Raw genomic sequence first — 25,661 nt, 5'->3', positions numbered from 1 at the left:
ATGTATATCGCTGACAAAATAAAGACTCAGCAAGCGGTTAAGCATAAATATCCCGTCATTAGCCACTTTAGATACTTATTCGAGAAATAAGGCGAATTTTTAAATAATACTTTTTTGCCCAAGATAGGGAAGAACTTCCTTTTAATCGAGCAAAATGTAACAGGGTATCCCGCGCACCTAAAAATATGTATAAAGGCATAGTGTTCAGTTTCACTCGACAAATACTATGCGCATATACCCAGCAGGCTTAAACCACGCGCGGCGACTGGACTGTAAAACTTTCGTCTACACTGTATCTAGATAAGGTATATTTGAATCTGTACCACAAAAGAGGTAAAATCCGTGAGGTAAGACAACATTTTGATAATCTTACCTACACAAAACATAAGGAAATACCTTGAAACCTAGTTTCTTAAGCCAGCAGCCACTCAGTAAAACTGTCAACTCGAGCTGTAAAAGCTGCAACCGTTTAACGGAGATCGAAGGCGAGATGGTATGTTTTCGTGAGGGACAGATTATTAGGCTCACTCTCATTGATGAATCGACACCTAAACTAAATCTATTATGTGAAGGTTGGAAAGCAGCAAAGCTAAACGATAAAGCTTGATTTTTTGTTACGCTGAGCATTTCTAGCATATAGGTTTTCAGGGGTATTGAGACTAACAACCGCGCTCGACTTCCTACCTTGTGTTTTTACATTACCCCTCTCGCCTTTACTTACCTAACGTCGGCCCATACTATAACTTGCTGGCATATTCATCTCACGGATAACCCCTGCAAGCACCATTTCTGCATTGACCTTTGCTAAGGTAAGACTGCGAGTCGTCACTAATAGCCCCGCATTTAGCTCAGCGTAAATACGTTGTAATGAGCCATAGTCGACACCGCGATCTTTCAATGTTGCCATAATGGCATACCAATCAGTGGCGACTTTTTCTTCTTTGCCTTCAATATTCACTCTCAGTGTCATATTTTTCATGCTTGAATCTCTTCCGATTGATGTATTGCCATTGAGTATAGAGAGTTAAAGCTGAATAAAGACTGAATTATCTTGGACTATTAGCTGCTTAGGTGCGCATGCTGCTGCTCATTTTGTATTCGCCATAATTTGGCATATAAGCCATTTGCTAAGAGTAATGTCTGATGATTGCCTTGCTCAACAATCTCTCCTTGGCTTAATACCACAATTTGGTCGGCATCGACTATAGTCGATAATCTGTGAGCCACTACTAGGCTAGTATGCCCCTTAGCTACTTCACGCAGAGCCGACAAAATAGCCTGTTCAGAACGGCTATCAAGTGAAGATGTCGCTTCATCAAAAACCAATACAGGTGAGCCTTTTAAGATGGCCCTTGCGATTGCAACCCGTTGTTTTTCACCGCCAGAGAGCTTTAAGCCGCGTTCGCCCACTTTGGTGTCCCATCCCTGAGCAAGTGAGTCAATGAACTGTTCTAAGTGTGCCAGTTTAATCGCATTTCGTACTTCTTCGTCGCTCGCACTCGGTCGGCCATAACGTATGTTCTCAACTAACGAATCGTTAAATAGCACAGTATCTTGCGGCACTATGGCAATAGCGCGTCGCAATGCGTCTTGCGTAAGATGGCGGATATCTTGACCATCAATTTTAATCGCGCCTTGGTCTACGTCGTAAAATCGAAATAACAGTTTAATCAGCGTCGACTTACCCGCGCCGCTATCGCCTACGACGGCGACCTTTTTACCCGCAGCGACCTTAAAACTCACATCCCGAAGAATGGGGCGCTCATCATAACTGAAACTCACCTGTTCAAAAGAAAGCTCTCCCTTTGAAGGCTGAAAATCTAATGCTTGGGGTGAATCAACGATCATCGGGTGCTTATCGAGCAAGCTGAACATGCGTTCAATATTGGCTAATGCACCGCGAATTTCGCGATATACAAAACCTAAAAAATTGAGGGGTAAAAACAGCTGCATCATAAAGGCATTAATCAATACAAAATCACCTAATGTCATATCGCCATAGGTGACTCGGTAGGCCGCCAACGCCATCATAGCCGTCATTGCTAAGGCAATAATGACAGCCTGACCACCATTAAGTGCAAACAAAGATAAACGGTTTTTACGTTTTGCTACTTCCCACTGCTCAAGCGCTTGATCGTAACGACTAGACTCGTATTGCTCATTATTAAAATACTTTACGGTTTCATAGTTCAATAAACTATCGATAGCACGGGTATTTGATAAGGAGTCAGCCTTAGCGGCATCGCGTACGTATTCGGTGCGCCACTCAGTCGCCACCACTGAAAAAATAATATAAGCCAGCACAGCCACAAAAGTGATTGCCGCAAAAGCGATACCATAGTTGAAGAAGAAAATGCCGATAACCATGACAATTTCAAGTAACGTGGGCACAATATTAAACACCATAAAGCGCATGAGAAAACTCACACCGCTGGTACCGCGTTCAATATCTCGGGATAGACCACCGGTTTTACGCTCTAGGTGAAAATCGAGATCAAGACGGTGTAAATGCTCAAATACGGCCAGTCCTAAGCGCCGAATCGCCCGCTCAGTCACGCGACCAAACAAGGTATCACGGATCTCCCCTGTAATTGCCGTCAACAAGCGCACTGCGCCATAGGCTAAGACTAACCCTACCGGCACACTCAGTGCTTGCACCGTTTTATCGGCATCTAAAGTATCAACCAAGTGTTTTAAAATAAAAGGTAACGCAAGACTGGTGAGTTTAGCCACAACCAAACATGACATTGCTAGTGCTATACGGCCTTTGTATTCCAACAAATAAGGCCAAAGTAACTTCATCACATGCCAGTTTAACCTCTCAACCGGACCGTCTAAATAGTGCGTTGGGCGCATGGAATATAACCTTTAATGAGTTAGATTAGCTGTAATAATGCCGAGCTAAAATAAGCAGTGTGAGACAGGTAAAGCGTGAATAAAATAAAATTGATTCCATTCTCCGACCGCCCGACCAGCTTACTGTGTGAGGCTGGTTATCTTAACCTAATTCAACGGTAAAAGTTGATGCATCTAGCTCGGCTTTAATTATTCATATCGAGCAAAATGATACCGCGGTCAGTATTCTCATCGATGCTTATAATTTCAACAGTAATCGCCGATTAAAATAGAATATTAGCGCCATAATGCTATTGGTAAGCTTTTATCAAGATAACTCCAATTACTGATTATTTTTCGTTTTCGCGCTAAGTATCGTCTAAATAGTTATGAAAACAGCCAGGATTTGTTAATATCGCCCTCTAGTTTGGGTGATTGTAACGCCTTGGCTATCGCGATAATATTAATGTATATCCATTAAATTAAGATCAAAGGAAGCGTTATGTTTGACTCGGCTAAAGTTCAGTACCCACCCCTACCACTGATCCAAACTTGGGTGTGGATGATGATTGAATCAGGCAACCCAGAGATCCAAGATAAAGGAAGAGAAAACCTTATTGCCGCCTTTGGTAGCTTAGCCAAAGCCAATGAATATTTAGCTGAAATAAGCACAATCTAATAATAAAAAAATAGTAAAGGCGCTTATATAGCGCCTTTATCCAGCATGATTAAGCTTAACTTTTTTATTAAAATTAATTCTGCCGGCGTTCAATAATGCTCTTATTTAAGATGGCTAAAAGTCGCTCGGTATCATCCCAGCCAATACATGCATCGGTCACACTCTGGCCATAGCATAATGTTTGACCTTCTATTAAATCCTGACGACCTGCGACGAGATGACTCTCAACCATCACACCAAAAATAGCCGTATTACCCGCGGCAACTTGAGAGGCTACATCCTCAGCAACCACCATCTGGCGTTGATACTCTTTACTGCTATTAGCATGACTAAAGTCGATCATAATATTATCAGCAAGCTGAGCTTTTAATAATTGTTCGCTAATTTTAGCTACATGCGGTGCACTGTAATTTGGCTCACGACCACCCCGCAAAATAATATGACAATCAGGGTTACCCTTAGTCGAGACAATTGCCGAATGGCCTAGTTTAGTCACAGATAAAAAATGATGTGGCGCATTGGCGGCACCTATCGCATCGATTGCAACCTTAATCGTGCCGTCAGTCCCATTTTTAAAACCAACTGGGCATGAGAGACCCGAAGCTAATTCTCTATGTACCTGTGACTCTGTTGTACGGGCACCGATAGCCCCCCAACACATTAAATCTGCCATATATTGCGGGGTGATCATATCGAGAAACTCACCCGCTGCTGGCATACCGCTGTCATTTAAATCCACTAATAATTTACGCGCGGTACGTAAGCCATCATTAAGTTTAAAGCTGTTATCCATGTAGGGATCGTTAATCAAGCCTTTCCAACCCACAGTGGTTCGCGGTTTCTCAAAATACACTCGCATTACAATTTCGAGTTGATCTTTATAGCGTTCACGCAGCGCAACTAAACGCTGTCCATATTCTAATGCGGCCTTAGGATCATGGATTGAACAAGGTCCAATCACCACTAAAAGGCGATCATCTATCTTGGCGAGAATATTGTGAATATTATTGCGCGCATTAAATACTGTCGCAGAAGCTTTTTCGGAAGCAGGAAATCGTTCAAGAATCGCAATAGGAGGAAGTAACTCTTTTACTTCTTTAATGCGAACATCATCATTTTGGTAATACATAATTCTACTGCTCCAACGCTGGTATTTTAGGCTATTTCTATCGCTGCAATAAGGGATCTCAACTGCAATACTGAGTTAAATTTATCGAGTCTGAAACGTCAATGCAACCAACTTGTTTCTATTTGAAAAAATCAAATATAACTGATTGTTTTAATATATTTTTAAATTCAGTAACTCTAAAAGTTGCATCTAATGACATTCACACTCAATCGTTCATTTCACGGTAACTGCAGAGTTAACCTGCTAGCTACTGTTGAGGTGGATCAATCTCAATATATAACTCGCGCTGCTGATAATTATATGGCCGATAATGATGTTCACCACAGGAAAAATATCGATAGGGACGTATTACAGTAATGCAGCCAAGGGGTAAAGCCTGCAGTATTTGAATTTGTTGCTGCCGACGAATCGACTCCTGCCATTCAAAATCTTTAAGCACTTGATCGCGCACCGCAAAAGCATCTACAGGCTCACTCGAACGATTAACGATCACTTCGCCAGCAACAACAGTCGTTGATATCAGACCCGAGATAACTATCAAAAAAAGGCTTCTAACTCGACGAGCTGCGTTTAAATTCCACCGCATAATTAGCTCCTAAATCATCGCTATAATATAAATTCGTTTAGTCAGCAGCTTAATACTCAGCCGACTCGTTTGTTCTACATTGACTCTCAATAAAAAACGACATCCATAAAAAAACAGAGCCGAAGCTCTGCTTTACTATCCCTCGAACCACGCTATGCATCAAGGTGTTTTATCAACTCGCACTTTTCACTGTGACGAACTCAGGGTACGCATCAATACCGCAATCAGAAGAATCCATACCGTTATATTCCTCTTCCTCGGTAACGCGGATCCCCATAGTCACTTTAATCACATACCAGACTATAAATGATGAGCACAATACCCAAGTGAAAATCAATGCAGCCCCAGTGAGCTGTGCACTGATCGTCGCGTCACTGTTGGATAATGGCACACACATTAACCCTAGGAATCCGGCCACACCGTGCACTGAAATTGCGCCAACAGGATCGTCGATTTTGATGCGATCTAAACCCACTATCGAAAATATAACAACAGCACCGGCCACTAAGCCAATGACCCCCGCCATTAATAGCGATGGAGATAATGGATCTGCAGTAATGGCGACTAAACCAGCGAGAATACCGTTGAGTACCATAGTGAGATCTGCTTTGCCCCAAATCATCTTGCACACAATAAGAGCCGAGATTGCACCACAAGCGGCGGCGGTATTAGTGTTAACGAACACTTTAGCGACTGAGCTGGCATTCGCCGCATCCGAGAGCATTAATTGCGAGCCGCCGTTGAAACCAAACCATCCCATCCACAAAATAAACATCCCTAAGGTTGCCATAGGTAAGTTAGAGCCTGGTATAGGATTCACTTGTCCGTTAGGACCATATTTCCCCTTACGCGGCCCCAATAATAATACTCCCACTATTGCAGCCGTAGCTCCCGTCATATGCACGATACCGCTACCCGCAAAGTCTACAAAACCCAGTTTAGTGATAAACCCTTGTCCCCACGTCCAATAACCTTCAACAGGATAAATAATCCCTGTCATTACCACGGAAAAGAACAGAAAAGCCCATAACTTCATCCGTTCAGCCACAGCCCCAGAGACAATCGACATCGCCGTGGCAACAAAGACGACTTGGAAGAAGAAATCAGCTTCGAGCGCATGACTTGCGTCTGCAGATTGAGAGCCGATTAGCGTACCTAAACTAGGTAACCATCCCCCTTCAGCGTTATCTACGTACATAATGTTATAACCAACGAGCAAGTACATAACGCAGGCAATTGAATATAAAATCACGTTCTTTGTTAATATTTCAGTGGTATTTTTAGAGCGGACTAAACCCGCCTCTAACATTGCAAACCCCGCGGCCATCCACATAACCAAAGCACCTGAAACTAAAAAGTAAAATGTATCAAGCGCAAAGCGTAATTCAGTGACTGTACTGCCTAATTTTGTTAACTCTTCCATTGTTAGCCCCTTATAACGCTTCTGTATCGAGTTCACCCGTACGGATACGGATAGCGTGTTCTAAATCAACAACAAAAATCTTACCGTCGCCAATTTTCCCGGTATGGGCCGCGGTGGTAATAGCCTCTATCAGCATGTCCAGATCCTCGGCCTTAATCGCTATTTCGAGTTTTACTTTTGGCAAAAAATCCACCTGATATTCGGCACCGCGATACAGCTCTGTGTGCCCTTTTTGACGGCCAAAGCCCTTAACTTCGGTGACTGTCATGCCCTCAATGCCGATTGCAGCAATAGCCTCACGGACATCATCCAATTTAAATGGCTTTATGATTGCGCTGACGAGTTTCATTTTGACCTCCAAAAATACGATTGTTACTAACTTGTATCAAAGACAATTCAATCATTAGGCCATATATTTAAGATGTTAATTTTTAGTCATTAACACTATAAAAAGCTATTTTTCTAGGCGATGACTGCACCATAAAAGGGCAGTGAAAGATAAAGCCTGCTCTTTTAATGAGCAATGCCGCTACGGTAACCATTCGACCTTAGGCCTATTGGTAACAGAGTTAAATTGGGGTTTACTGGGTAAGTAGAAAATGAAGTAAGAACTAAACCACGCAGTCCTAATAACAAAGATAAGACTAAGATAATCATCAAGCGCAGAAGGAAGGCCCGATGTTAAAACCCGAAGAATGTGTTCTTGTTATCGTCGATGTGCAGGGAAAACTCGCACAAATCATGGATAACAGTGAAAAATTGCACCAACAGCTACAGACCTTAATTCAAGGTGCACAATTATTTGAAATCCCCATACTCTGGTTAGAACAACTACCAGATAAACTTGGCACCACCAGCTCTGAGCTACAAACCTTACTGAATAAAACCAGCTCCCCTATAGCCAAACAGCATTTTAGCGGCTGGCACTGTGAAGAGTTTGCACAAGCACTCACGAAGGAAAATCGCAAACATGTATTACTCGCAGGTATTGAAACCCACGTTTGTGTTTACCAAACCTGTTGCGATCTTATCGAACAACAATATGCAGTGCATATCGTTGCTGATGGCGTCTCCTCACGCAGTGCTGACAATAAACAGCTTGGGATCCAGATGATGACAGCACAAGGGGCGCAGTTAACCAATGTGGAATCGTTATTATTTGAATTACAGCACCAAGCACAGGGTGATCGCTTTAGAGCATTAATCAAACTCATAAAGTGAGCTTTATACCCAATAAAAAAGCCCTCAATATTGAGGGCTTTTTAGTTGAGTGTGGTTAACTCAGTTTAAAATATGACTGATTATTTGTAGGTTGCTTCGCGTTTTTTAGCTTCTTCATCCCACTTAGGTAACACGTTTTTCTTGAATGCTTCTTTCTCTACATTCATTTTTTCCATGTCCATACCTAATACAGCTTGTGCTTTAGCTTTAGTCGAAATATCTGGAACGGCCACTGGATCTGTGATGCCTTTTTTACCCAGTAACTGCGCTAACTTAACCCGCGCATCAGCAGCTTTATTGACTGATGTTCCCAGCATACGCAGTGCTTCTTCCGGAGCATGAGCCGCTACGCCGTGAGACGCAATAGCTAAGTCCCAACGCCATTGTGAGTGACGGATATCAGTCAAAATTGGTTTCATTTCTTCTTCAGTTGCGCCAGCTTTCCAAGCCGCAGCAGCTTCAAAGTGTGCTTTGACTAATTGATCTTCCGCTTTCAACTTCATTTCTTTAACTTTGGCTTTACGCTCATTCGTCACACCGACTAAAAACTCTTTAGTTTGGTTGTGGCAAGTGGCACACGTTTCTTCAAAACGGTCAAATGGATTACCCACTTTATGATCGGTAAACTTCTTACCTGCTGCACTGGTCACTTTTGGCATGTGGCAATCAACACAACTCACGTTATTCATACCGTGAATGCCCATTTTCCACGTTTCATACTCAGGATGCTGAGCTTTTAGCATAGGGGTTTTAGAAAGAGCATGTGTCCAATCTGAAAATTGGATTGAGTCATAATAGACTTCCATTTTGTCAACTGTCATTCCCATATCCCATGGGAATTTAACAAAATTCTTTCTATCTTCGGTTTTCTCAAAATAATATTCAACGTGGCACTGACCACAAACCATTGACTCTTTATCTTGTTTTGAAGCCTTGCTAAAAGGTGTACCTATCGCTTCAAAAGCACGTTCTGCATAAGGGCGTGAAATACGCAACTTTGGAGAACCTTTTTCATGGCAATCACCACAGCCAATAGCGTTAGTCACTTCAGGGCCACCCTTAGCCCACTTACCTTTGAAATAACCGTCTTCGCCTTGCTCCTCAATCATACGAGGTACATCAGGGCTCTTACAGCTCCAGCATGCCATAGGCATTGGACCATCTTCTGCATCTGCGGGGGCACCTGTACGTAGAGTATTACGCATATCGGTTATCGCATACATGTGACCACGTGGCGCATTATAATCTTTAGCAAAACCATAACCCGCCCATAAGATCACCATATTGGGGTCTTGGGCAAGCGCATCAACTATCTCTTCACTTTTATCCGTGTCATGCCAGCTACTATATTGATTAGCAAACTTATCTTTATAAACTTCGTTACGAGGCTCAGTCTTGTCACTCGCCATTGCGCTCGCCGCCATGAAGCTGGCGGCAACCAATGCACTCAATGCAAAGGACTTACCTGTCATCTTCTTCATCATCTTATCTCCGCGTTGCATTATTGTTATAAATACGACATCTCCATGGTCAAATTTAATGACTTCCCACCTCCAAAGACATACCTCTTAGTGAGTATATAGTGTGAAGTTTGCGCTAGATCAAAATGTAATAGTGTTGTTGTTCACATTTTTGTGTTTTTGTTAATGTATTACATTATTTTCTAATGTAAAAACCACTGCAAAACGCGGCAACAACAGTGGGCACCTGATGGACAGCGGAATAATGAAGCGAGGTAGTCTTACCTCAAAAATATTAGGGTTAATGTTAGTACTTATTCTGCTTTCGAGTAGTTTATCGACCTTTGCTATCATCAATTTGTCTTACAGTTTGGGCGATGCCAAAGCCATTAACGCTTCTGGATCGCTACGCATGCAAAGTTACCGACTGATGTTCTATGCCAATGCAGGTAGCGATAATGCCCAGCAAAAAATAATAGAGTTTGAAAATACCTTACACTCTGAAGCATTACAGCCTGCAACGGGCTGGTTAAGCCAGCCAAAAATTGCCAACCAATATCAACTCGTAGTCGATAAATGGTTAGTGATGAAACACTACATAGAGCAGGAAAACTCACGCGATTATGTGACGTCTTTAAAGGACTTTGTCGATACCATCAATTTATTGGTACTCGAAATGGAGCAGCACGCCGCCTTTAAACTTAAGTTACTTGCCGTCAGTCAAATTTTAGGCTTAGGTCTAATGTTAATTATTGCCTTTGTCGCCGTACGCTTTACTCGCAAAAAAGTGGTGATCCCGCTACAAAAACTCATGGAATCGGCAAATACCATTTCAAAGGGTAATTTTGAAATTGAAATGCCCGAAACTGAATATATTGAACTCACGGCATTAAAAAATGCGCTACAAAAGACCGCTAAAGAACTCGCGACTCTGTATGGTAATTTAGAGTCTCAAGTAACTGAAAAAACCTTGGCACTCACTCGGGCCAATAACGAGCTGGCATTTTTGTATGATAATCTAATCACACTAAATGCGAATAAACTTGATTACAAAGCATTAAAAGCCGCGCTAAATCAGCTAAAAGATTATGAATCACTCGATTATTTACGACTCATTATTCAGTATCCCGAACAAGAGATTGAGGTGATTGAAGCCGATGGCGGCTGGCCCAACACACCACAAGATAGTACGCGTTTCCCACTGCAATTTGAGCAAGCTAATCTAGGTTATTTAGAGCTGATCTCTGACCAAGCGCCTAATATTGCACTTTTTAGTAATTTCGCCATTATGCTCAACCGCTCTATTGTGATCCACAATGCGACAGAACAGAGACAGCAATTAGCCCTAATGGAAGAGCGCGGCGTAATTGCCCGGGAATTACATGATTCCCTTGGACAAGTGTTGTCTTTCTTAAAAATCCAAATTAGTTTACTGCGTAAAAACTTAGATTACAGTTGCCGCAGCCCTGCAGTTGAAAATCAACTCACCGAAATCAACGAAGGGGTGAGCACTGCCTATGCGCAGCTCCGGGAGTTACTCTCCACTTTTAGATTAACAATCAAAGAGCCTGATCTGAAAAGTGCCCTAGAAGCCATGCTTGAGCAACTTAGAGCAAAGACAGAGATCAAGATCACTTTAGACTATAAACTGGCGCCACAATGGCTTGAGGCAAAGCAACATATCCACATATTACAAATCACGCGAGAAGCCACACTCAATGCCATTAAACACGCCAACGCAAGCCTAATTAACATACGTTGTTATAAAGATGAACATGGTATGGTCAATATCAATGTGTGCGATAACGGCATAGGTCTCAAATATTTAAAAGAACGAGATCAACATTTTGGCATAGGGATTATGCACGAGCGAGCGAGCAAACTCTCTGGTAGGGTTATTTTTAGTGATAACGCGCCCACTCACTTCGATTCAGAAACAACAGCTATTGGGCAAGGATGTAGTAAACAAGCAGGTGCACTCAGCCCCGATAATCCATTAGGCCCAACGCAGTATGCCAACGGCTCAATAGGCACTAGAGTGACGCTTATTTTTCCCTCTCAACAGGAGCCTTCAAATGGGTAAACCTTATTCTGTTTTGGTGGTCGATGACCATCCTCTTTTACGTAAAGGTATCTGTCAGCTCATCGCCTCAGATACTGATTTCAGCCTATTTGGTGAAGCCGGTAGCGGTTTAGATGCATTAACCGCCGTCGCCACCGATGAGCCCGATATCATCTTGCTCGACCTGAATATGAAAGGCATGACAGGCCTTGATACCCTCAACGCGATGCGCCAAGAAGGTGTGACTTCACGCATAGTGATACTCACGGTTTCCGATGCAAAACAAGATGTTACCAGGTTACTACGCGCAGGTGCCGATGGCTATTTACTCAAAGATACTGAGCCAGACTTACTGCTCGAAAAACTCAAAAATGCCATGCTTGGCCACAGGGTAATAAGCGAAGAAGTTGAGGAATATCTTTACGAATTAAAAGATGCTACCGATGAGCAAGAATGGATTACGACCCTAACCCCAAGGGAGCTGCAAATATTGGAGCAACTGGCAGAAGGATTAAGTAATCGAATGATTTCAGAGCATTTACACATTAGCGAAGGCACGGTCAAAGTACACGTGAAAAACCTACTGCGTAAAGCCAATGCCAAATCGAGAACCGAAATGGCTGTGCGCTACCTAAATCAATAATATCTTGAGTATTCACTTGCGATAACACGTAAAATAAAGGCAATCACCTGATTGCCTTTATTTTTAGAGCAGACTCAATATAGCGCTTCAATAAATGATTACAGGCCTTTCTCAACGAACTGTCCCCAGCTCAATAACACTTGCTCAAAATCCTCCAGCCCGCAATAGGCTTCAGACTCGGCATCATAAAGCGACATAGCCTCTTCTAACTCATATTCTTGCTCAAACCCTAAGGTATTAGCAAAAACTCGCGCCTGCTCACGCTCTAACTCTAAAGTAAAATCATTACCAACCAGACGCCATGAGCCCAGTTTATCGTTTTGAATTTCCTTAATCACATCCAATACTTGCTGAATTTTGGCTAAATCAGGCCCTAACTCTTCCGTAAACCATTGTCCAAGCACTTCATGATCCATGCTGAAACTGGCTAAAAAAGTGCCCGTTAAACTATTACGCCGAAATTCGAATTCCATTTGATGGTCTCTTTATGTTAAGCCTACTCAGGCTAATTTTAACCTATCCACAGCTAAGTTGCTTAGCTTCAGTCTGCATATCAGATTTATGTGTGTTGATATTGACCTCTTACTACTGCACGTAAGTACTGACTTCATTTTCGTCGTAAAATCAGTTAGCTTGTTTGCATGATTTTGAAAGTTAAATGGAATGCGATATGCACGATGGATTTATCTACAGTTTAGTGCTTAGCGGTGCCCAAGCGGGTACGACCTTAAGCCTAGAACAAATTGAGGAATGGGACCCCAAGGATGGCTTACTCTGGTTGCATCTTCGCTATCGCAATAAAAAAGCGCGCCATTGGATACTCAATAGCGGCCTGCCAAAGGTCGAGAGTGATGCTCTACTGGCACAAGATACTCGCCCCCGCGCCGTCATTGCTGACGAGGGGATATTACTGGCATTACGGGGAATTAACCTCAACCCCAATTCAGCTCCCGAAGACATGATAGCTGTACGTATCTTCGCCGATAAGCAGCGGATTATTTCGACCTGCGATCGCGAGTTGCAATCAGTAAAAGATGTGGCGGAATTAATCATTGAAGGCTCTGGCCCGACAACGACAGGCGATTTTATCGTTGCCGTGTGTGAGCGGCTCACCAATCGAAAAGTCGAATTTATCGATAAGCTCGAAGAGCAACTGTCTGATTTAGAAGAGTTGGTTGTCTCGGGTAATGTAAAGGATTTGCGTACCGACATCGCCGAGTTACGTCGTCAAACAGTGGCTATTCGCCGCTATTTAGCCCCGCAGCGAGAAGCTTTCTCAAAAATGATTGCAGAACAATTCAGTCTATTTACTGATACTGAAAGACTCAAACTCAGGGAAATAAACGATAAGCTTATCCGCACGATAGAAGATCTCGATGCCCTGCGCGATAGGGCCAATGTGACTCAAGAAGAATTACTCAGCCAACAATCAGAGCAACTGAATAAACGCTTATATTTCTTATCTTTAGTATCGGCAATCTTCTTGCCGTTGGGCTTTTTAACGGGTTTACTCGGGGTCAATATTGGTGGCATACCGGGCGCGGACAATATCTGGGCCTTTACTACCTTCTGCGGCATATTAATCTCACTCGTTGCGCTGCAAATGGCGCTGTTTTATCGATTTAAATGGTTATAGCCACCCCAATAACAACAACGCCAATCGATTAAGATTGGCGTTGTTTATTACCGATATTAGGTATTATGTTGCGGGTAACTCGAACACATGAGTCATGACTTTGTAAAGCTCAGTCCCTTGATGCACGGATGCCGAAGCAAAGTGTAAAATAGGCACGCAATATTGCGGCAAACTCAAGCTTTTAAGTTCATCCACAGTGCCGTATAAATCCATTCGCAATATATTCACTAATGGTTGTCCCGCCGCCAATGGCTCACCAACGGCCGCGAGATATTCCACTAAACCAGCACTGGGCGCATGATACTTTTTATAGTCTTTAAGATAACAGCCAAAACGCGGCATTTTGACGGGGGCTACGGTTTGCGCAATCACGCCTCGATGGCTCAAATACGCCAAAATACCTTGGGCATCCAGTCGTGCATCCTCAAGACACACTCGCTCTTGGCTCGCTAACTCTAAGGTTAATGCCGACACTGCAACGGCTAAATCCCGTCCCTGCGACTTAGCAACATCACTCAATTGCCACCAAGGACAAAATGCCGCTTCATCCATAGCACCGCCAAAACTATTGGGGATTACCAACGTGTAAGGAATCGATAAAAACTGGGCAGCGGCTAAGTCATATTCAGGACAATACAAATGTTTACAGGACTTAGGGCCTGTGTGTAAATCGAGCACGATATCGGCGCAGTGGGCCATAATTTGCAAGTTGACTGCAAGCCGATGGCCAGTGGTAATACCCCATTCATACAGCAATTTTTGCTGACAGGCTTCAATTAACGTACTGCGATAGGCTTGAATCAGCTCGCTGTCACTCAAATTGGCATGTTCGCGATACCAAGTAGGCAAATCAATAGCGTGATTCAAATACTCACGATTCCAGTTTGCTCCCGTAATAGGGTCAAAACGGCCAAGGGTAAACTCACCACTTTTTTGGTTAATTCCCAGTGGATTAGCCAGTGGCACTAACGTAATTTCGCCGCGAATATCACAGTGTTCAAGCTGCTTCATCAGCTGATAAATCACCGCATTACCTTGCACCTCAGCACCGTGCACATTGGCCTGAATATACACTTTTGGGCCGGTTGCCTTATCGGCGCTCGGCTTAAAATGGTAAATAGGGATAGTGAGCGCCTGCCCTGCGGCAAGCTCCCCTATTTGCAGAGACGATGTTGTCGGCAACATATTAAACGCCTTCGAACAGATTTTGGTGCAGCGATTTAACCACTTGCGCCGCTTCCGCTTCTGCGACTAATACACACAGGTTATGTGGGCTAGCGCCTTGGCAAATCATTCTTACATTGTGAGGTTCTAACACTTCAAATACGCGTCGACAAATACCCGGCGTCGTCGCAATACGGTTACCAATAATCGCCACTAAAGCCAAGCCATCTTCAACACGTACACGACAATGTTGTGATAACTCTTGCAGCAGTGATTCACTCAATAGCCCTTGACCGCTTGAATCTGAGCCAGTTTTATCCAGCGTCAATGACACGTTCACTTCTGAGGTGGTAATTAAATCGACACTGATTTTATGTCGCGCTAATGTCGCAAAGGTTTCAGCCAAAAAGCCCTGAGCATGCAGCATTTGTAAGCTATGAAGATTCAACAGAGTTTGATCGCGGCGCAATGCCACAGCCCGGAAAATGGGCGCATCTTCTACTTGATGGCGTATCCAAGTACCGCCTTTTTCAGGCTCTTTACTTGAGCCCACAAACACTTGAATTTGCTGACGCACGGCAGGAAGAATCGTCGCAGGGTGCAATACTTTGGCGCCAAAGGTGGCCATTTCAGCGGCTTCGTTGAAGCTTATCTCGGCAATCGGAAATGCATTTGGCGCAAGGCGAGGATCGGTGGTATAAATCCCCGCAACATCGGTCCAAATCTCAACAGCTGATGCACGCAGGGCTTCAGCCAATAATGCGGCAGAATAATCACTACCGCCACGGCCTAATGTCGTCGTCTGGCCAGCATCATCTGCACCGATAAAACCTTGAGTCACAATGACTTGCTCAGCCAATAATGGCTGTAAATAATCCCGTGATAGGGTCGCTATGTGTTCTATTTGTGGTTCAGCACGGCCAAAATGGCTGTCGGTACGTAACACTTGGCGTACATCAAATGCACTCGAGTTAACACCTTTCTCACGGATCACTGCAGCAAAGAGTAGCGAAGAACATTGCTCACCAAGGGACAACAGTTCATCTACCGTGGCTTTGCTGCGTTGTGTCGCGAGGACTTCGCTTAATACCGCCATGCGGCTTAGCAATTTATCTAATGTGGCAGCCACATCATTAGGACGGCCGAGCTTATCTAAAATAGCGTATTGGATTTGGGCAATTTGTTTTAATCGCTGTAAACGGCCATCGTCATTAATCGATTCTTGGGTCAATTCGACTAATAAATTAGTGACACCGCTTGAAGCACTGACCACGACCAAACGACAATTAGGATTGGCTAACACTATGTCAGCACAACGATTCATAGCACCATAATCGGCGACGGAAGTGCCACCAAATTTTGCGACAACGAGGGACATTAGCGCACCTCCGCGAAACACGTAGGGCGAGAAATAACAGCAGATTGAATAAGATATTGATTAACTAACATGATTACACTCCGAACTGACTTCGTTCGAAGAGCCTGGTGCTCAATGATAACGCACCCCAATTGAGGGAAACAGCAATCGTCACCAGAAGCTCTCCACCAATTACAGGTGACAATCGTCAGGATTCAGCCCGAGCGACCGACATAAACATGCAACAACCATATCTATGCCTCGGCGTTAATCTCCCTCATCGGTCATCACTGGAGTTTGTGCTCCTCTGACCGACTACCTAGTTAACGCTCCTCTTCTGTTCCTTTCCAAGGAAAGGGACGAAAAAAGTAGCAATAAACCCCTAATGAAGTCAATGCTAATTTCATCACAAATGAAAAATCACATAAAATCGTTTAAAAATAGCAGGTTTAATTTCTCATATCGGGTAGTTCAGACACTAACCTGACCCGATCGCTAAATTTACCCAAACACACTTCATCATGCCCGTGTAAAAGACAAGGCACTAAGCTCACATCGCCTTGCTCAACAATATAAATCGCGTATTGATTAAATTTTTTACCCAATTGCAGTGCCATGGTTCTATCAATAAACACCGCCCAGCTTTTTTCCATATGAGATAAATCCGGCGCAGCGCCCACTAAAGCACGATAAGGGCTACCGAGTAATTCAATTTCACGCAGTAACTGACGATCGAGTAAACGGTTTTGACTGGGGCTAAGGAGCATAGCGGTAGGATTATGAGCGGTAATAATAGCAAAAGAAAAATTACTGGATAATGATTGAGTTAGCAAAAATAACGGTGATTGGTAACATTGCCATAAATCTTGAGTCGTGTAGTCCATTGGTTGTCTAATCGAAAATTTAACCCAAATTAGTGTAGCAGACAGAATATAAAACCTAAAGAGGTGTGAGCGAGCTCACAGGAACACATGTCACATTAGTTAAACTAATCAATAGCTAAAGTAAATATCATGCTAAAATTCAGTACACGTCTAAAATTTGTTAACATTTCATTTGTTAACAAATGACTAAAACGAGTACAATGCACGTACTGGTGAGTTGAAGCAGATTACGCAAGGTGTTTAAGCTTTAATACAGTTTGTTACATATATCGCTTCGGATAATACAAACTGGTCGAGCATCTGTCTAAATATGTTCTACATTTAATTTATCATTTAAACATTTTAAAAAAACAATAGTTAAGGAACTTATTCTAACTATTGCTTATCGAAGTTGGTACTGATTACGTTTTCTCGTATTACACTTAATACGTGCTTTAATCTGCATCCTAACGTGTCGTCGTAACGATTTCCTTTAGAACACTAAAATAGTTCAAGGAAGTATCAATGCTTTTATGAATATAAGAGCCCGAAGTAAGTTGCTCTTATTGGTTAGTATAAACTTGTTATAATGTAGGTAAATAATATGCAAAATCCGCACATTCTGATCGTTGAAGACGAAGCCGTTACCCGTAACACGCTGAGAAGTATTTTCGAGGCAGAAGGGTATGTGGTAACAGAGGCCAATGATGGCGCAGAAATGCATAAGGCTATGCAAGAGAACAAAATTAACTTAGTTGTTATGGACATTAACTTACCAGGTAAAAATGGCTTATTGTTAGCGCGTGAATTACGCGAAATCAACAACATAGGTCTAATTTTCCTGACAGGTCGTGATAACGAAGTCGACAAAATCCTTGGACTTGAAATTGGCGCGGACGATTATATTACCAAGCCGTTCAATCCACGTGAATTGACGATTCGTGCTCGTAACCTTCTGACTCGCGTCAACAGCGCTGGCGCCGAAGTAGAAGAAAAGAGCTCAGTAGAATACTATCGCTTCAATGATTGGAGCCTAGAGATCAACAGCCGTTCATTAGTCAGCCCACAGGGTGAATCTTACAAACTGCCACGTAGCGAATTCCGCGCTATGCTGCACTTTGTTGAGAACCCAGGCAAAATTCTGACCCGTGCTGATCTACTGATGAAAATGACTGGCCGTGAGCTTAAGCCACACGACCGTACCGTTGACGTGACGATTCGTCGTATCCGTAAGCATTTTGAAAGCTTGCCAGATACGCCAGAAATCATCGCGACTATTCACGGTGAAGGCTATCGTTTCTGCGGTAACTTAGAAGCTTAATCGGCCTCGAAGCGACAAGAAACAACAGTCGATTCGATAAGAATTGACTCATAAAAAAACCAGATCCTAGGATCTGGTTTTTTTATAGCTGCTTTTTTATACCTACTATTTTGTGTTTTTCAGCTGTCTATCGAGAAAGTCAGCCAGTGAATGATATAAATGGTTACGCACTTTCTCGCCGCGCATTGAATGTTTAGATCCCGGATAATCGATCATCTGGAATAATTTACCTTCATCCTGTAGCGCTTTATAAACCCGAGTACTGTTTTCAAACAACACGTTATCATCAGCCATACCGTGATACATCAAGAGACCCGCTTGATAGTTTTTCACGTAGGGGAACACGCTACTGGCTTCATATCCCTTTTCATTACTATCGGGATGAGCTAAATAACGCTCAGTATAATGGGTATCATACAAACGCCAGTCGGTTACAGGCGCGCCCGAAATCGCCGCTTTAAAGTAATCTGGCGCCTTAAATAAACTCATCAAGGCCATATAACCACCATAACTGTGGCCGTAAATCGCCACATTGTCGGCATCAACAAAAGCTAGGCTACGTAAATAGTCCACACCCACTTTTTGATCGTTCACTTCGGCTTCGCCTAAATGACGGTAGATCACTTGCTCGAACTGAGTGCCTCTGTGAGCGCTGCCACGGTTATCTAATTGAAACACCACATAACCTTGCTGCACTAAGTATTGAGTAAAGTAGTCCTGCTCGCTCCAACTGTTAGTGACTAATTGTGCGTGTGGCCCACCGTAAACCCGCACTACAACAGGGTATTTCTTACTCGCGTCAAAGGAAATCGGTTTAAATAAACGGGTTTGTAGCATTTGGCCATCTTCGGCTTTGAGCTCACCAAATTGAGGGATTTGCCACAGCCCCGCATAGTCATACAAAGGGTGGCCTTGCTTAACGGCATTTTGCTCAACCCATGCTAGTTGTTGCCCTTTATCACCGTGTAAGCTAATTTGCGGAGGTTGGGATAAGCTATTGAAATAATCTAGATAGACACTTTGATTATCGGCAAAAACCGGATCATGCATCCCCGCTTGCGTGCTCACGCGCTCAACTTTTCCGCCCGCTAAAGGTACACGATAAAGCTGTTTCTCGATTGGCGTATCTTTACGCCCCGTGAAATACACCCAGCCTGCGGTTTCATCTATGTATTCGAGCTCATCAACTGCCCACTCGCCTTTAGTCAATTGCGTTTTGAGCTGACCTTTTAAATCAAACAAATACAAATGATTAAAGCCGTCGCGTTCCGACGCCCAAATAAAAGCTGCTTGCTGCTTTAAAAAGTGCAGATCATTATTGAGATTAACCCAAGCGTCACTGCGCTCTTTAACTAAGGTTTTCGGCTTAGTCAAAGCATCTAAAGCTACTAGCTGTAAATCTAATTTATGTTGGTCGCGGCTCTGCCACTGAAACGACAAATGCTTGCTATCGGGCAGCCAATTAACGCGCGGCAGATAAATGTCTTTGCTGTTATCTTCGCTATTATCTTCGCGCAGGGTCACCCAATTAATGGCTTTATCCTTTAACGTGACCACAGCTAAGGTAATCTCGACGTTGGCTTTACCAGCATAGGGATAACGCTGCTCGGTGAGCTTAATGCCGTCGGCATAAATTTCGTTACGCGTCACTTGCTCGACGCCAGACTCATCGATACGGGTGAAGGCAATGGCCGATTCATCGGGCGCCCACCAATAACCCGTCATGCGATCCATTTCTTCTTGAGCAACAAACTCAGCCATCGCATTTTTAATCGCCCCGCCGCCATCGGTCGTTAGCGCTTGCAGCTTTTTACTTGCCAGATCTAACACATACAGATTTTGATCGCGCACAAAAGAAACAAAGTTGCCCTTAGGTGACAGCCGTGCGTCAGTAGCAAAACCTTCACCAATCGGTAATTGAGTCACGCTGCTGTCAACGAGGGAAAAGTAATACAGATTGCCAGAAGCGGGAATTAATAATGCTTTACTATCATCGGCCCAAAAGTACTCCATAATGCCATCGCCATAAATGCGTTGGCGCTCGCGGCGCGCTTTTTCTTCATCGGATAATTCATTGATAGCAAGTTTATCGGCACTTAATAGCAAACTCGACTCACCGGTTTTGACCTCCATTTGCCATAAGTCGTAAAAATTTTGGTTATCTTTACGACCAGCAAGATAGGTGACGCGCTGACCGTCGGGTGACAATTTTAAGCCCCGAGGGCTACTGCCCGCTAATGCAGGCGATGCATTCATGCGCTCAATCGTCAGTGGTTGTTTACCGCCTTCTATAGCAAAAGCGGGCGTCAGAGTTGAAATCAAAGTGGTTGAAGCGATTGCAGTTGAAACCATAGCGACCTGAGTAGTTATTCGTAGAGGAGCGCTTAACTTAAACGCTTGCTTGAGGGACCAAGTTAATCCATTTTTAGTCATTATTATCCCTTGGATACATAATCGCCTAACAAGGTAGCGATTAAAAACAAGCCGACATTGTGCCAGAGGCCACCTCAAAATAGAAATAGCATATAACAGCACTGAAATTGTTGACTAACTGGGTTATCATTCGCGGCAAATAACGAAATTGACCTCATTGTTGAACCTCTAAAGGACATAACATGCAGACTCTGACCCAGCACCTGACCTCACAGGCAGTGAACGATTCCCTCTCTCAGTTAATTTTAACCTTAGCCGACACCTCAAAAGCCATTAGCCACGCCGTTCGTCACGGTGCACTTGCGGGCGTTTTAGGTGCGACTGAGCAAGAAAACGTCCAAGGTGAAACCCAGAAAAAACTGGATATCATCACTAACGACATGCTCAAAGATGCCTTAAAAGCTGACGGTACAGTACGTGGTTTAGCGTCGGAAGAAGAAGATCATGTGGTTGAAGTTAGCAAAGGTGGTCAGTATTTAGTGTGTTTCGATCCGCTAGATGGTTCATCTAATATCGATATTAACTCGTTAGTCGGTACGATATTCTCTGTCCTGCCCGCCCCTGCTGGCGAACTAACTGAAACCAGTTTTTTACAATCTGGCCGCGCGCAATTAGCCGCAGGTTATGTACTTTATGGCCCATCGACCATGCTGGCATTAACCACAGGTCAGGGCGTGCAACTGTTTACATTGCACCCAGAAACCAATGAGTTTTTACTGACTGACGCCGCCATGAGCATTAGCCCAGACACCGCCGAATTTGCCATTAACATGTCAAATCAACGTTTTTGGGAAGCGCCAATGCAAACCTATATTGCCGATTTACTGCTCGGTAAAATTGGCCCGCGCGAAAAGTCATTCAACATGCGCTGGATTGCCGCCATGGTCGGCGACGTGCACCGCGTACTATCACGCGGTGGTATTTTCACTTACCCCACCGACAATAAAGACTCTAAAAAACCGTACAAACTGCGCTTAATGTACGAAGCCAATCCCATGGCCTTCTTAGTTGAACAAGCAGGCGGTAAAGCGTCAACCGGTTATGAAACCATTTTAGACATTATCCCAACACAAATTCACCAACGTGTAGCCGTTATCCTCGGCAGCAGCAACGAAGTCGACGCTTGCCTGAGCTATCATGGTTTAGACTACAGTGAAGAGCCAAATATAGAGTAGGCCGAATCGCTTAGCTTCTGATTTTTAGAATAAAAAGCCACTTATCACAGTGGCTTTTTACTTGGCTTATTGTTTCAAGCATCGAAAACAAATTCACATTGCTACTCCAGTGACACGCCATTAACTCATCCCTGAGGGCTCGACGACGGCATCCCTGCCGTCAACGGTCACTTTCATACCAATGTAAATTCGTTAGGATGAGTGCACAATTTAACTTGGCATCCATGCCACGGACGGTCACTTACATGACAGAGCTTAATCCAGTTAAGCCCTGCGTATATCTAATAGCCAGTAATGCCTGCCCCAGCGTTCACGCCTAACTATTTTTGTCTTTATCTTTGAACGGCAAAGTGGGTATTATGAGGCTGATTATTATCAAGTTATGAATGGATGCTGTTGATAAATGATTCTAAAAACCAAATCACTTCAAAATACCCAAACACCACAGGCTATTGCGGGTCAAAAACAAGAACAGGACATTGCCTTCTATTTACGTCGCGCCTTCAAAGATCATCCTGAAGTTTTGGTCATCAATGATTTTCGATTCGCCTTTAACGGCGAAAAAGCGCAAATTGATCACCTAATTATTTACCCCTACGGCTTTGTTTTAATTGAATCTAAAAGCATAAAAGGCCATGTAGAAGTCAACCAACAGGGTGAATGGTCTCGCAGTCACGGAAGTAAATGGTTTGGTATGCCATCCCCAATCAAGCAAGTTGAACTACAACAAGCACTGCTTAAAGAAATGCTAAAACAACATAGAAGTGAAATTCTAGGAAAATTACTTGGTATAAAACAACAAAGCTTTGGCATGCGTTGCTGGGACCATGTGTGCGCGGTATCAAGTGATGCGGTAATCAACAGAGATACTATGCCAACGGCCATTTCTGAGTTGTTAGTTAAAACAGAGTTTTTAGTCGATAAACTTGAAAAAATCATGAATCTTAAAAGTAAGTTCATGCGCATTATAAATGTAAGCGACACCCGCCCCGACTTTAATCAACAAGAACTCAATTCCATTACCAAGTTCTTAATCGATCGACATATAGATCCACATCAATCAACGAGTGAAATAACGCTCGCGCAGACACAACAAATCAGAGAACCTATCGCACACTTTGAAGTTAACAAAGCAGTTAAAGCTAAAACCCCTGCAATAACTCAATCTGTCACACACAGCATTCTTAGCTGTAAACATTGCGGAGAATTAACAAACTACACCCCAATGTACGGTAAGTTTGGTTACTACATCAAATGCAACCAATGCACTAAAAACACGCCAATGAAACAAGCCTGCCCACAGTGCCAAAGCAAAAATATCAACATACAAAAACGCAGCCAAAGCTATACCCTCACCTGCCAAGATTGCAGTCATAGCTCACAGGTGATTTAAAAATTGGCGAAAATTTGGTCTAAGTTGCATAGCTTCAAATAAAGGTTAGATCTATGAAAATAGAATAAACAGAGATTCGTGCGTGTCCCAGCTTTCGCACGCCGAATACAAGAATGATGTAACAGATTCGAAAATATAATGATAAGTAAAAGGAAATATTTGATGGCTGAAAATGTAGCTACAGTTCAGAACGTTATTACAGAATGTATCGTACACAAGCTAATAAAAAAACAACACGTCAAAGGCGCTGACAAGGAATTACGCGAAACATTGTTACCAGTAAACAGGTCAGTGCAAAGGTTAGTGGACCACCTTTACAACCTTTACTCAGGTAGCACAGGTAAAGCATTTGGGTGTTTCGAACCAGATGAGGATGAGTACCCCGTACAGCGATACATTCGACAACACACCCAAGAAGCTAAGTACGACTTTAAAACGTTATCGGAAAAACTAATGGTACGCTTAGCCAATAAAGCGGGAGAAGAACTATTAGCAACGGGAGGTTATGTACTTTTTGCAAAAATTAGCGTCGGCGATGTTCATTATTTGCTAGTAGCAATTGTTACTGAAACAGTAGGTACAGCTATTACAGATGGCCTAGATGTTATTGACAGTGTTCATCTTGATTTAAGTCACTTACGTGTTGCTGGTCGCATAGACTTGAATGCTTGGCAAACTGGGGGGGAGCGTTACATTAGTTTTCTCAAGGGACGAAGTGATATCGCTGATTACTTTAAAGTATTTATTGGTTGCAACGACATATTAAAACCACTTGTTGAGACTCAGAAGCTCGTTACAGCATTAGATACTTTTGCAACCGAGCAACAGATGGGAGTCGAGTCTAGAGGGGAGTTTTTGGAAAGAGCTCATCAATTTATAATTCAGTTACCCAAAAATACTCCCCTCAGCTTGACTGCTCTGGCCAATCACTGTTGGCCTGACGCTCCCTCTGCGCTTACAGCTACTTTATCGCGCGAAGAGTTTAGTTTGTCAGATGGATTTGTCCCTGATCGACGAGCAGCAAAAGGATTGGTAAACTTCGAAGGTAAATCTAAGTTCTGGAAGCTAAATTTTTCAAGAACTGCAATCAAAAATGGCGATGTCGAATATGACCATAAAAATCAAAGAATTATACTAACAAACATTCCTGATGACTTAAGAGAAGAACTATTAGCTGAAACAGCTGAAAATGAAGACGATGAATCTTAAGACACTTAGTAAACTATACAAAAATGTTGAACTTTTCGATGGCAGAAAAGGATACTTTACTGCGGCTGATACGGGAGAATTAGAGCTACTCCAATCAGCCTTAGCAGACTCAACTAATACAGGTGTACATCTCCTTCAAGCTTTTGATATCGAACAGTTAACGGTCGGTACTAGAGTTGAACTGGAGCTATCAGACCCAAGAACAGGACTTGGGCTTCTAGCTGATAGCTTTGACGATGTGTTGCAATTCCGAAAAGGTAAAATCCAAAAATCCCGATTCTACTTAATTGAAAATGCTTGGTACTCTGAAGATGAAAATGGCCCTGCAATAGTCGATAAATATCTTTCTGTATTGAAATTAGTTGAGCTACTGGGACTTGTTGCGGCTTATCTGGACAAAGATACACAGCAATTGGTATTTGTTAATAACGGTAAATTTATTTTGCCCGTTCAATATGTGACTAACGATATTGAACAAATTAATCAGGATTCTTTATCTAATTTGATGAGCTTTTTTGAGAGTCCTATCCACAAAGAGCAGAAGTTAAAAATTCTTGAAAAAGTTATATGCAAAAAGTACAAAAAAACCACAGAGTGTACTGGTCAACCCAAACAGGACACTTTTAGTTGAGAATTTTCAAACTCTACCGGTGACAGATTGTCATTAGCAGAATGAAGTCGCTCCAAGTTGTAATATTTCATGTAAGCCGTCACATCTTGCTTCATAAACTCCCTTGTTGGTTGATTAACTTTAAAAATCCAATCGTGTTTTAAGCTGCCAAAGAATCGCTCGACAACGGCATTATCCCAACACGCTCCCACATCACCCATGCTGGCTCGGATACCATAGCTCAATAGCAGCCTACCGAATTGCTTACTGGTATATTGCGAGCCTCGGTCACTGTGGAATACCAGCCCTCGCGCTGGTTGGCGCAGGTTGTAGGCTTTTATTAATGCCTTGGATATCAAATCCGTGGTCATGCGTTTGTCTATGTGCCATCCCACAATCCGGCGTGAATATAAATCCATCACCACAGCCAAATACATCCAGCCTTCACCCGTCTTTAAATAG

At 43.1% G+C, this 25,661-nt stretch carries 23 protein-coding genes, 1 pseudogene and 1 riboswitch; of the genes and pseudogenes, 11 read left to right on the top strand and 13 right to left on the bottom strand.

What is annotated here, in order from left to right; all coding sequences use genetic code 11:
• Nucleotides 1–397 precede the first annotated feature (397 nt).
• Nucleotides 398–607, top strand: coding sequence for a hypothetical protein (locus L2717_RS07705; RefSeq protein WP_246611738.1), 210 nt, complete (start codon nt 398–400; stop codon nt 605–607).
• A 114-nt stretch (nt 608–721) separates the two neighbouring features.
• Here L2717_RS07705 and L2717_RS07700 read toward each other — a convergent pair whose 3' ends face one another.
• On the bottom strand, nt 722–979 hold the full coding sequence (locus tag L2717_RS07700) for a hypothetical protein (protein WP_220773183.1): 258 nt from the start codon (nt 977–979) through the stop codon (nt 722–724).
• 80 nt (nt 980–1,059) lie between these two features.
• Nucleotides 1,060–2,856, bottom strand: coding sequence for an ABCB family ABC transporter ATP-binding protein/permease (locus L2717_RS07695; RefSeq protein WP_220773184.1), 1,797 nt, complete (start codon nt 2,854–2,856; stop codon nt 1,060–1,062).
• 481 nt (nt 2,857–3,337) lie between these two features.
• Between L2717_RS07695 and L2717_RS07690 the strand changes: the two genes are divergently transcribed.
• Nucleotides 3,338–3,514: a hypothetical protein gene (locus L2717_RS07690; RefSeq protein WP_220773687.1), complete on the top strand. Its 177-nt coding sequence runs from the start codon at nt 3,338–3,340 to the stop codon at nt 3,512–3,514.
• Nucleotides 3,515–3,587: 73 nt separating this feature from the next.
• Here L2717_RS07690 and aroG read toward each other — a convergent pair whose 3' ends face one another.
• The 4 genes from aroG to L2717_RS07670 all read right to left on the bottom strand — a co-directional run bounded on the left by aroG (nt 3,588) and on the right by L2717_RS07670 (nt 7,001).
• Nucleotides 3,588–4,643, bottom strand: coding sequence for a 3-deoxy-7-phosphoheptulonate synthase AroG (aroG, locus tag L2717_RS07685; protein WP_220773686.1), 1,056 nt, complete (start codon nt 4,641–4,643; stop codon nt 3,588–3,590).
• A 247-nt stretch (nt 4,644–4,890) separates the two neighbouring features.
• Entirely contained in the window at nt 4,891–5,229 is a 339-nt protein-coding gene (locus L2717_RS07680) for a hypothetical protein (RefSeq protein ID WP_220773685.1), read from the bottom strand.
• Between the two features lie 172 nt (nt 5,230–5,401).
• Nucleotides 5,402–6,652 carry an ammonium transporter gene (locus tag L2717_RS07675; RefSeq protein ID WP_220773684.1) on the bottom strand — a complete coding sequence of 417 codons (1,251 nt, stop codon included), beginning with the start codon at nt 6,650–6,652 and terminating at the stop codon, nt 5,402–5,404.
• A gap of 10 nt (nt 6,653–6,662) precedes the next feature.
• Nucleotides 6,663–7,001 (bottom strand): P-II family nitrogen regulator, encoded by a 339-nt coding sequence (locus L2717_RS07670; RefSeq protein WP_220773683.1) that lies wholly within the window; start codon nt 6,999–7,001, stop codon nt 6,663–6,665.
• Between the two features lie 329 nt (nt 7,002–7,330).
• Here L2717_RS07670 and L2717_RS07665 point away from each other — a divergent pair, with 329 nt between their 5' ends.
• Nucleotides 7,331–7,873: a hydrolase gene (locus L2717_RS07665; RefSeq protein ID WP_220773682.1), complete on the top strand. Its 543-nt coding sequence runs from the start codon at nt 7,331–7,333 to the stop codon at nt 7,871–7,873.
• Nucleotides 7,874–7,953: 80 nt separating this feature from the next.
• On the opposite strand, the gene nrfA is transcribed toward L2717_RS07665, so the two are convergent.
• The gene (gene nrfA / locus L2717_RS07660) at nt 7,954–9,357 is read right to left on the bottom strand and encodes an ammonia-forming nitrite reductase cytochrome c552 subunit (RefSeq protein ID WP_220773681.1); all 1,404 of its coding nucleotides are present in this window, start codon (nt 9,355–9,357) and stop codon (nt 7,954–7,956) included.
• A gap of 241 nt (nt 9,358–9,598) precedes the next feature.
• Between nrfA and narQ the strand changes: the two genes are divergently transcribed.
• Nucleotides 9,599–11,416 carry a nitrate/nitrite two-component system sensor histidine kinase NarQ gene (gene narQ, locus L2717_RS07655; RefSeq protein ID WP_373316153.1) on the top strand — a complete coding sequence of 606 codons (1,818 nt, stop codon included), beginning with the start codon at nt 9,599–9,601 and terminating at the stop codon, nt 11,414–11,416.
• Nucleotides 11,409–12,038, top strand: coding sequence for a response regulator (locus L2717_RS07650; RefSeq protein WP_220773679.1), 630 nt, complete (start codon nt 11,409–11,411; stop codon nt 12,036–12,038). Before narQ ends, L2717_RS07650 begins: the two co-directional genes overlap by 8 nt.
• A gap of 98 nt (nt 12,039–12,136) precedes the next feature.
• Here the strand turns inward: L2717_RS07650 and L2717_RS07645 are convergent, their stop codons facing one another.
• Nucleotides 12,137–12,511 (bottom strand): YacL family protein, encoded by a 375-nt coding sequence (locus L2717_RS07645; protein ID WP_220773678.1) that lies wholly within the window; start codon nt 12,509–12,511, stop codon nt 12,137–12,139.
• Between the two features lie 197 nt (nt 12,512–12,708).
• Between L2717_RS07645 and L2717_RS07640 the strand changes: the two genes are divergently transcribed.
• Nucleotides 12,709–13,674 (top strand): zinc transporter ZntB, encoded by a 966-nt coding sequence (locus L2717_RS07640; RefSeq protein WP_220773677.1) that lies wholly within the window; start codon nt 12,709–12,711, stop codon nt 13,672–13,674.
• 63 nt (nt 13,675–13,737) lie between these two features.
• Here the strand turns inward: L2717_RS07640 and L2717_RS07635 are convergent, their stop codons facing one another.
• The 3 genes from L2717_RS07635 to L2717_RS07625 form a co-directional block, all read right to left on the bottom strand.
• Nucleotides 13,738–14,859: a succinylglutamate desuccinylase/aspartoacylase family protein gene (locus tag L2717_RS07635; RefSeq protein WP_220773676.1), complete on the bottom strand. Its 1,122-nt coding sequence runs from the start codon at nt 14,857–14,859 to the stop codon at nt 13,738–13,740.
• Between the two features lies 1 nt (nt 14,860).
• Nucleotides 14,861–16,216, bottom strand: coding sequence for a lysine-sensitive aspartokinase 3 (lysC, locus tag L2717_RS07630; protein ID WP_220773675.1), 1,356 nt, complete (start codon nt 16,214–16,216; stop codon nt 14,861–14,863).
• A 149-nt stretch (nt 16,217–16,365) separates the two neighbouring features.
• Nucleotides 16,366–16,540, bottom strand: a riboswitch (Lysine riboswitch).
• A gap of 104 nt (nt 16,541–16,644) precedes the next feature.
• The gene (locus L2717_RS07625; protein ID WP_220773674.1) at nt 16,645–17,079 is read right to left on the bottom strand and encodes a DUF3293 domain-containing protein; all 435 of its coding nucleotides are present in this window, start codon (nt 17,077–17,079) and stop codon (nt 16,645–16,647) included.
• Nucleotides 17,080–17,662: 583 nt separating this feature from the next.
• On the opposite strand from L2717_RS07625, the gene arcA reads away from it, so the two are divergent.
• Nucleotides 17,663–18,379 (top strand): two-component system response regulator ArcA, encoded by a 717-nt coding sequence (arcA, locus tag L2717_RS07620; RefSeq protein WP_076497949.1) that lies wholly within the window; start codon nt 17,663–17,665, stop codon nt 18,377–18,379.
• Between the two features lie 105 nt (nt 18,380–18,484).
• On the opposite strand, the gene L2717_RS07615 is transcribed toward arcA, so the two are convergent.
• Nucleotides 18,485–20,812, bottom strand: a complete 2,328-nt coding sequence (locus tag L2717_RS07615) for a S9 family peptidase (protein WP_220773673.1) — start codon at nt 20,810–20,812, stop codon at nt 18,485–18,487.
• A 182-nt stretch (nt 20,813–20,994) separates the two neighbouring features.
• On the opposite strand from L2717_RS07615, the gene L2717_RS07610 reads away from it, so the two are divergent.
• The 4 genes from L2717_RS07610 (at nt 20,995) to L2717_RS07595 (ending at nt 25,220) form a co-directional block, all read left to right on the top strand.
• The gene (locus L2717_RS07610; protein ID WP_220773672.1) at nt 20,995–21,987 is read left to right on the top strand and encodes a class 1 fructose-bisphosphatase; all 993 of its coding nucleotides are present in this window, start codon (nt 20,995–20,997) and stop codon (nt 21,985–21,987) included.
• A 403-nt stretch (nt 21,988–22,390) separates the two neighbouring features.
• A complete protein-coding gene (locus tag L2717_RS07605) occupies nt 22,391–23,380 on the top strand; it encodes a nuclease-related domain-containing protein (protein ID WP_220773671.1) in 990 nt (329 codons plus the stop codon).
• Between the two features lie 162 nt (nt 23,381–23,542).
• Nucleotides 23,543–24,589 carry a nucleoid-associated protein gene (locus L2717_RS07600; protein ID WP_173247493.1) on the top strand — a complete coding sequence of 349 codons (1,047 nt, stop codon included), beginning with the start codon at nt 23,543–23,545 and terminating at the stop codon, nt 24,587–24,589.
• Nucleotides 24,570–25,220, top strand: a complete 651-nt coding sequence (locus L2717_RS07595) for a hypothetical protein (RefSeq protein ID WP_220773670.1) — start codon at nt 24,570–24,572, stop codon at nt 25,218–25,220. The genes L2717_RS07600 and L2717_RS07595 overlap by 20 nt, the downstream gene beginning before the upstream one ends.
• Here the strand turns inward: L2717_RS07595 and L2717_RS07590 are convergent.
• Nucleotides 25,193–25,661 (bottom strand): annotated as a pseudogene (locus L2717_RS07590) (IS3-like element ISSba3 family transposase); the annotation flags it as partial. The gene L2717_RS07595 and the pseudogene L2717_RS07590 sit on opposite strands and share 28 nt — an antisense overlap.

The organism is Shewanella glacialipiscicola, assembly GCF_023283485.1.
Taxonomy (GTDB): Bacteria; Pseudomonadota; Gammaproteobacteria; order Enterobacterales; family Shewanellaceae; genus Shewanella; species Shewanella glacialipiscicola.
The sequence above is the reverse complement of the archived record's forward strand: the minus strand, read 5'-3'. Positions and strand labels throughout refer to the sequence as shown.